Source organism: Sphingomonas sp. (assembly GCF_035758555.1).
Lineage (GTDB): Bacteria > Pseudomonadota > Alphaproteobacteria > Sphingomonadales > Sphingomonadaceae > Sphingomonas_B.
In genome coordinates this window covers 1-7,441 of record NZ_DASTXI010000153.1, presented here as the reverse complement: position 1 = coordinate 7,441, position 7,441 = coordinate 1, and the positions used below count along the sequence as shown (strand labels likewise).

Here is a 7,441-nt window from a genome sequence, read left to right as displayed (position 1 = left end):
GTTGCGATCCTGACCGTCTTGTCGGGCGAACCCGACAGCTGGACGAGGTACCGCCCCGGCGCGACCTTGAACTCGAGGATCTTCTGCACGCCCGTGCAACCCTTCGTCTTCGGCTCTCCGGCGAGCGCCAGCGGCTTGCCGGCGCGGACCAGGTCGACATAGGTCTTGTTATCGACCGCGACCTGCAGCGTGCCGGCGCGCGGCACGTCGATCGCCGCCAGCCCGGCATAGCCCTTGCGCGTCGCCTTGCCGGCCGCGAACCGGACCTGCTCCTGCGGCAGCAGGCCGATCTGCACCGTGCCGCCGGGCTTCAGCGCGAACTTCATCTCGGGCACGCGGGCGGCGAGATGCCGCTCCGGCTTCGTCCAGTCCTGCGGTTTCGGACAATTCTGCGCCCAAGCGGGCGACGCGCCCGCCAACATCGCCGCCGCTGCGATCAACACACGCATGAAGCACCTCCCCCTGCTGCCTGAGCAGGGGTCTAGCGCGTCATTTGCCCGTTGCGAAGACGTTCCGTTACCGGAACTTACGCGGCGTCGGCGTACTCGTCGTCGGTCTGGACCGGGCCCGAATCCTGGCCCTTGGCCGAGGTGTCGCGGTCGACGAACTCGATGATCGCCATCGGCGCCGCATCCGAGGCGCGGATGCCGGCCTTGATGATGCGGGTATAGCCGCCGGCGCGCTCGGCATAGCGGGGGCCGATCACGTCGAACAGCTTCTTCAGCTGGGTGTCGTCCATCAGCCGGCTGTGGGCGAGGCGACGGTTCGAAAGCCCGCCCTTCTTAGCCAGCGTCACCAGCTTCTCGACATAGGGGCGAAGCTCCTTCGCCTTGGCGAGCGTGGTGGTGATCTGCTCGTGCTTGACGAGAGCGGCTGCCTGGTTGCGGAACAGGGCGGCGCGGTGAGAGGCGGTGCGCTGAAGCTTACGGCCGCCGACGCGGTGACGCATGGTCTTTCCTTTCGTTCGTCAGGGTCCCGTGCAAGGTAGACCCAGCCAGGCGGCACCCCTGCGGCACCGCCAGAAGCGCGCGCCTAAAGCGGAAGGGCGCGCAAATGTCAACCGGATTGGCACGGGTGACGCGGACAAAGCCCCGCGCTAGCAAGGCCGCCATGGCCACCCGCCCGCGCCCCCGCCGCAATGCCCGCACCCGCTCGTTCCGCCCGATCCGCTTTCTGTTGAAGCTGGTGTTCGGCCTGATGCTGTTCTCGGTCCTATGGGTCGCGGTCTACCGCTTCGTCCCGCCGCCCTTCACCTTCACGATGCTGGGCGACGTGCTGTCCGGGCGCAGCGTGACAAAGGACTGGATGCCCCTGTCGCGGATCGATCCCGACATGGCGCGCGCCGTAATCGCGGCGGAGGATTCGAAATTCTGCGAGCATCACGGCTTCGACGTCGATGCGATCGGCGCGGCGATGATGCGCAATGCGGCCGGCGGCCACATCATCCGCGGCGGCTCGACGATCAGCCAGCAGGCCGCGAAGAACGCGTTCCTGTGGCAGGGTGGCGGCTATTTCCGCAAAGGCATCGAGGCCTGGTTCACGGTGCTGATCGAAGCGATCTGGGGCAAACACCGGATCATGGAAGTCTATCTGAACATCGCCGAGACCGGCATCGGCACCTATGGCGTCAACGCGGGCGCGCAGCGCTATTTCAAGCACGACGCATCGCGGATGAGCACGATCGAGGCTGCCCGCATCGCCGCCGTCCTGCCGCTGCCCAAGAAGCGGCCCGGCGTTGCGCCGACCGGCTATACCCGCCGCTACGGCAACCTGATCCTCCGCCGCGCCGGCGTCGTGAAGCGCGAGGGGATGGACGCGTGTGTGAGATAGGAAACTAACTCCCCTCCCTTTTCAGGGAGGGGAGAAGAATCATTTCCCGTCGGTCGCCTTTTCCGCCGCGTCGCCGACCTTGCCGGCGGCGTCGCCGACGCTTTGCGCGGCGCCGGTGACGGCATCGGTCCGCACCGCATCGTTGCGGTTCTGCGCAAACAGGAACCAGGCGAGCAGCGCGATCGCGACCAGCACCAGGATGCCGATCACCACGCCCGCGCCGCTGCCGCGCCGTTCGATCACCGTGGTCTGCGGCTCATGCTCCACCGTCCGTTCCACGACCCGTTCGTCTGCCATCTCTGCCACTCCTTGCTGGAGATGATGGCCCCGCAACGACAGGCTGCCGCGAACGGTTCCGGAACGGCCGCACGGCCCGCTTGTCCAAATCCGGCTTTTGCCGCTTTATGCGCGCAGGCAGGGGACGCATCATGAAGCGCTGGGCGAAGTGGAGCTTGGGCATCGCCGGGACGCTGGCGGCAATCGCGGCAGCGGACGCGATCGCCTTTTCGCCGCTTCGCGCCCGGCTCGAAAGCGTGCCCGAGCCGGCTGCCGCTCACGATGTGGTGATCCGCCGCGACCGTTGGGGCGTGCCGCATGTGAAGGGCCGTACCGATGCCGATGCAGCGTTCGGCCTCGCCTGGGCGCAGTCCGAGGACGATTTCGCGACACTCGAACAGGTGCTGGCGGGTACGCGCGGACGGCTGGGCGAGCTGACCGGCCCCAAAGGCGCCGCGCAGGACTATGCCTATCACCTGCTCGGCGTCCGCGCCGATGTCGACCGCGGCTATGAAGCGAAGCTGTCGCCTCAGGTCCGCAAGGTGGTGGAGGCTTATGCGGACGGCGTCAACCTTTATGCCGCCCGCCATCCGGAGGAACGGCACCTGCCCGGCCTGTTTCCGGTCACTGGCAAGGATATCGTCTCGGGCTTTGCCCTCACCTCCCCCTTCTTCTTCGGCCTCGACCACACGCTCGGCGCGCTGGTGGGCGACAAGCCGCTGCCGAACGATTCCAACCTGGGCACGGAAAAGGGCTCCAACGCCTTCGCGGTCGCGCCCAGCCGGTCGGCCGACGGCGCGACGCGGCTGATCCTGAACTCGCACCAGCCGTGGAGCGGACCGGTCGCCTGGTACGAAGCCCATGTCACCAGCGGCGAAGGGCTCGACATGGCCGGCGGCCTGTTCCCGATCGCGCCGTTCCCGCTCACCGGCCACAACCGCGATCTCGGCTGGGCGAACACCGTCAACCGGCCCGATCTGGTCGATGTCTACCGCCTGACGCTGACCGACGGCGGCAAGTCCTACCGGTTCGACGGCGGCACGCGGCCGCTCGGCAGCCGGCGCGTCTGGCTGTGGGTCCGCTTCGGCCCGTTCGTGCTGCCGGTGCCGAAGACCGTCTACCGCGCGATCCAGGGACCGGTGATCGTCAACAAGGCGGGCGCGTTCGCGATCCGCTACGGCAGCATCGGCGAAATCGCCCAGGTCGAGCAATATTACCGGCTGACGAAAGCGCGCAATTACGATGAGTGGATCGCGGCGATGCGGATGGCGGCGATCCCCGCCACCAACTTCGTCTATGCGGACAGGACCGGCCGGATCGCATTCTTCTACAATGCCCGCTTCCCGGAACGCACGTCGGGATTCGACTGGCGCGGCATCCTGCCCGGCGACACCAGCCGCGACCTGTGGCGCCGCCAGCTTCCTTTCGACGCCGCGCCGCAATTGGTCGACCCGCCGAGCGGCTTTCTGGTCAATGCCAACAATGCGCCATGGCTGGCGACGCAGCAGGGATCGAACCTGCACCGCACGGCCTATTCGCCGCTGCTCGGCATCGAGGAGAATGTGACCAACCGTGCGCTGCGCGCCGTCGCCCTGCTCTCGGCCATGCCGAAGGTCGGCGCGGACGACCTGTGGCGCGTGAAGATGGATACCGGCTTCGATCCGCGCTCGGCCGAGCGGCATTATATCGATGCCGCGCTACGTCTCGACCTGCGCGGCAGCCCGGACCTTGCCCGGGCGCAGGCGCTGCTCCGCACCTGGGACGGCACGCTGGACGGCCATGGCGCCGCAGATGCACTCGCCTTCATTGTCGTCAAATACGGATTGCGCGCGATCTATCACAACGAGCCGCCGCCCCCGCCGCGCGAGGCCCTGGCCGATGCCGTGAAGCGGCTGACCGAACTCTATGGCCGGATCGACCCGCCGATGACCGATCTCGTCCGTCTCCGCCGCGGCAGCCTCGACCTGCCGCTGACCGGCGGACCCGGAGCACTCCGCGCGATCTACACGCATTATGGCGATGACGGCCGGCTGGTCGGCGATCTCGGCGACAGCTTCATCATGCTCGTGACCTGGGACAAGGCAGGCAAGGTCCGCGCGCAAAGCATCCACCAATTCGGCAGCGCCACGTCGCATCCGGAATCGCGCCACTATGCCGATCAGGCGCCGCTGTTTGCGCGCGGCGCGCTGAAGCCGGCCTGGTTCGGCGAGCAGGAGCTCGCTCCGAATATCGTCTGCACCTACCGCCCCGGCGCGCGGCGCGGCTGCTGATCCGAATTCAGGGGAACCCGGTCTGCCCAGTCCGCGTTTTGCGCCCGGACTTCACGCGGGGACACCATGAGCTGGTATCGTCTCTATCATCTGGGTTCGGATGGGCAGCACGTCGCGCCGGAAGACGTCGAGGCGTTCGACGACCTCGCCGCGGTGCGCAAGGCGCGTACCGTCCCGAACGGCTTCGGCGCCGAGCTGTGGCACGGCCGCCGCAAGATCGCCGACGTTCCGCCGACCGTGATCCACCGCCAGATCGGACCGCAAGTCGGACTGTTCGGAGCCTAGCTCCCTCTGTCCTACACCCCGGTCGCTGTGCCATGCATCCGCGCATGGCCGACCTGCTGCCCCTTGCCGATGCCCAATACCGCCTGCTCGCCCTCGCGACGCCGCTGGCCGAGGAGCAGGCGACGCTCGCTGGTGCAACCGGCCGCTGGCTCTCCGCAAACATAAAGGCACGCGTCGACCACCCGTTCGCCGACCTGTCGGCAATGGACGGCTATGCGATCCGTTTCGGCGAACTGCCCGGCCCGTGGCGCGTGGTGCAGGAAGTCGCGGCCGGTGCCGTGCCATCCGGCCCTCTCGGTCCCGGCAAAGCCGCGCGCATCTTCACCGGGGCGCCGATTCCTGCAGGCGCCGACACGATCCTGATCCAGGAAGAGGCGGCGCGCGACGGCGACACGCTGCGCCTTTCGGGCGAAGGGCCTCCGGCCAAGGGCGCACACATAAGGCGGCGCGGCTCGAACTTCGTTGCGGGTGCGACGGTGCTCGGGGCCGGCGAGCGGCTGACACCGGCGCGGATCGGCCTCGCGGCGATGGCCGGCCACGCGGCCCTTCCCGTCCGTCGCCCGGCCCGTGTTGCCTTGCTCTCGACTGGCGACGAGCTCGCGCCGCCCGGCACGCAGCTTCGGCCGGGACAGATCTACGAATCGAACGCCGACATGCTCGGCGCCATGCTCGCAACCGGGCCCGTCATCGGCGACCGGAAGCCGCTGACGTGTGACCATAGTGTCAACTTGACGAACGCGATCGAAGCAGCCGCGGCCGATGCCGACATCCTGGTCACGACCGGCGGCGCGTCGGTCGGCGATCACGATCTTGTCCGCCCCGCGCTCGAAGCCGCGGGCGCGAGGCTCGATTTCTGGCGCGTGGCGATGAAGCCCGGCAAGCCGCTGATGGCCGGCCGCCTCGGGAATTGCGTCGTGCTGGGGCTCCCCGGCAATCCGGTCTCGGCTTTCGTCACCGCCCTGCTGTTCCTGAAGCCGCTGATCGCGGCGCTCGGCGGCGCTGCCGACCCTTTGCCGCGAACCGTGCGCCTGCCGCTCGGCGCACCGCTGCCCGCCAACGGGCCGCGCTTCGACTTTCTCCGCGCAGCAATCGCGGACGGCGCGGTGCATCCGCTGGCGACCCAGGACAGTGGCGCCCTGCTCGCGCTCGCCCAGGCAGACGCGCTGCTGCTGCGTCCGCCGCACGCGGCCGCCGCCGAACCGGGGATGTTCGCGGATGTTCTGATTATCGCTTGACCGTTACGGGCCTGCGCCCTAAACGTTCCTTGTTCGTTCCTGCGGAGGGCCCGCGATGCTGACGCGCAAGCAACATGAACTGCTCTGCTTCATCCACGACCGGCTCGCCGAAAGCGGCGTGTCGCCGTCGTTCGAAGAGATGAAGGACGCGTTGGACCTGAAGTCCAAATCGGGCGTGCACCGCCTGATCTCCGCACTCGAGGAGCGCCAGTTCATCCGCCGCCTGCCGAATCGCGCCCGGGCGCTCGAAGTGATCAAGATGCCGGAAGCCGACCGCAAGGCGGCGGCCGCCAAGCCGCAGGTGTCCGTGCCTGTCGCGGCGAACGAGAATGTCCTCGAAATCCCGCTGCACGGCCGCATCGCCGCCGGCGCGCCGATCGAGGCGCTGGAGGGACAGAACAGCCTCTCCGTCCCGGCCGCGCTGCTTGGCCCGGGCGAGCATTATGCGCTCGAAGTAGCCGGCGACTCGATGGTCGAGGCCGGCATTCTCGACGGCGACTATGCGCTGATCCGCCGTGCCGAGACCGCGCGCGACGGCCAGATCGTCGTCGCGCTGGTCGACGACAATGAAGCGACGCTCAAATATTTCCGCCGCGAAGGCGCGATGGTCCGGCTCGATCCCGCCAACCGCGCCTATGATCCGCAGCGCTACGACCCGAACCGCGTTCGCGTCCAGGGCTGCCTCGCCGGTCTGCTCCGCCGCTACTGATCCGGCGGGGCGCGTCGGGTCTCGACACCTGCGCTCCGGCACCGCATGAAGGCGGGGCATGAGCCAGGGCCATTTCGCGCACGACTATCTGGGCGCGCAGCATGACGAGAACGCGAAGCGCACCCGCTGGGTGGTCGCGCTGACGGCCGTGATGATGGTCGGCGAGATCGTCGCCGGCTACGCGACCGGATCGATGGCGCTGCTCGCCGACGGCTTTCATATGGCGACGCATGCGGGCGCGCTGGGCGTCGCGGCATTGGCCTACAGCTATGCCCGGCGCCATGCCCGCAATCCCCGCTTCAGCTTCGGCACCGGCAAGGTCGGCGACCTGGCCGGCTTCGCCTCGGCGCTGATCCTCGGCGTGTTCGCGCTCGGCATCGCGATCGAGTCCGTCGCCCGGCTGATGCAGCCGATCAAGGTCGACTTCGGCGACGCGACGCTGGTCGCCGTACTCGGCCTGATCGTGAACCTGGTCAGCGCGCTGATGCTGTCGGGCGGCAGCCATCATCACCACCACCATGGCGACGAGCACGGCCACCATCACCACCATCGCGACAACAATCTCCGCGCGGCCTATCTGCACGTGCTGGCCGACGCGCTGACGTCGGTGATGGCGATCGCTGCCCTGCTTGCCGGGCGCTATTTCGGCTGGGTGTGGCTCGATCCGGCGGTGGGCATCGTCGGCGCTATCGTGATCGCGCGCTGGTCCTGGTCGCTGATGACCGAGACCGCCGACGTCCTGCTCGACACCACCGACGCCCATGTCGCCGATCAGGTGCGCAGTGTCGTCGGCGAACTCGACGCCAGCATCCTCGACCTGCACGTGTGGCGCGTCG

At 68.4% G+C, this 7,441-nt stretch carries 9 protein-coding genes; 6 read left to right on the top strand and 3 right to left on the bottom strand.

Annotated features, from left to right (window positions below; genetic code table 11):
• Both VFT73_RS09210 and rplQ read right to left on the bottom strand, forming a co-directional pair.
• Positions 1–449: hypothetical protein (locus VFT73_RS09210; protein WP_326410147.1), on the bottom strand; the 449-nt coding region annotated here is incomplete at its 3' end.
• A 77-nt stretch (positions 450–526) separates the two neighbouring features.
• Positions 527–949, bottom strand: a complete 423-nt coding sequence (gene rplQ, locus VFT73_RS09205; RefSeq protein WP_326410145.1) for a 50S ribosomal protein L17 — start codon at positions 947–949, stop codon at positions 527–529.
• 161 nt (positions 950–1,110) lie between these two features.
• Here rplQ and mtgA point away from each other — a divergent pair, with 161 nt between their 5' ends.
• Positions 1,111–1,830, top strand: coding sequence for a monofunctional biosynthetic peptidoglycan transglycosylase (gene mtgA, locus VFT73_RS09200; protein ID WP_326410143.1), 720 nt, complete (start codon positions 1,111–1,113; stop codon positions 1,828–1,830).
• 39 nt (positions 1,831–1,869) lie between these two features.
• On the opposite strand, the gene VFT73_RS09195 is transcribed toward mtgA, so the two are convergent.
• Positions 1,870–2,127, bottom strand: coding sequence for a hypothetical protein (locus VFT73_RS09195; RefSeq protein WP_326410140.1), 258 nt, complete (start codon positions 2,125–2,127; stop codon positions 1,870–1,872).
• 131 nt (positions 2,128–2,258) lie between these two features.
• Here VFT73_RS09195 and VFT73_RS09190 point away from each other — a divergent pair, with 131 nt between their 5' ends.
• From VFT73_RS09190 to dmeF, 5 genes are all read left to right on the top strand, one after another.
• Positions 2,259–4,376 (top strand): acylase, encoded by a 2,118-nt coding sequence (locus VFT73_RS09190; RefSeq protein ID WP_326410138.1) that lies wholly within the window; start codon positions 2,259–2,261, stop codon positions 4,374–4,376.
• Positions 4,377–4,442: 66 nt separating this feature from the next.
• Entirely contained in the window at positions 4,443–4,661 is a 219-nt protein-coding gene (locus VFT73_RS09185) for a hypothetical protein (protein WP_326410136.1), read from the top strand.
• Between the two features lie 44 nt (positions 4,662–4,705).
• Positions 4,706–5,896 carry a gephyrin-like molybdotransferase Glp gene (glp, locus tag VFT73_RS09180; RefSeq protein ID WP_326410134.1) on the top strand — a complete coding sequence of 397 codons (1,191 nt, stop codon included), beginning with the start codon at positions 4,706–4,708 and terminating at the stop codon, positions 5,894–5,896.
• Positions 5,897–5,951: 55 nt separating this feature from the next.
• Positions 5,952–6,605: a transcriptional repressor LexA gene (gene lexA, locus VFT73_RS09175; RefSeq protein ID WP_326410131.1), complete on the top strand. Its 654-nt coding sequence runs from the start codon at positions 5,952–5,954 to the stop codon at positions 6,603–6,605.
• A 58-nt stretch (positions 6,606–6,663) separates the two neighbouring features.
• Positions 6,664–7,441, top strand: a 778-nt coding sequence (gene dmeF, locus VFT73_RS09170) for a CDF family Co(II)/Ni(II) efflux transporter DmeF (protein ID WP_326410129.1), incomplete at its 3' end; no start/stop codon positions are given.

Excerpts from the sequence above, each read along its gene's own strand:
- glp (WP_326410134.1), top strand. The coding sequence starts at position 4,706 with ATGGCCGACCTGCTGCCCCTTGCCGATGCCCAATACCGCCTGCTCGCC.
- VFT73_RS09190 (WP_326410138.1), top strand. The coding sequence starts at position 2,259 with ATGAAGCGCTGGGCGAAGTGGAGCTTGGGCATCGCCGGGACGCTGGCG.
- rplQ (WP_326410145.1), bottom strand. The coding sequence starts at position 949 with ATGCGTCACCGCGTCGGCGGCCGTAAGCTTCAGCGCACCGCCTCTCAC.
- mtgA (WP_326410143.1), top strand. The coding sequence starts at position 1,111 with ATGGCCACCCGCCCGCGCCCCCGCCGCAATGCCCGCACCCGCTCGTTC.
- lexA (WP_326410131.1), top strand. The coding sequence starts at position 5,952 with ATGCTGACGCGCAAGCAACATGAACTGCTCTGCTTCATCCACGACCGG.
- VFT73_RS09195 (WP_326410140.1), bottom strand. The coding sequence starts at position 2,127 with ATGGCAGACGAACGGGTCGTGGAACGGACGGTGGAGCATGAGCCGCAG.
- VFT73_RS09185 (WP_326410136.1), top strand. The coding sequence starts at position 4,443 with ATGAGCTGGTATCGTCTCTATCATCTGGGTTCGGATGGGCAGCACGTC.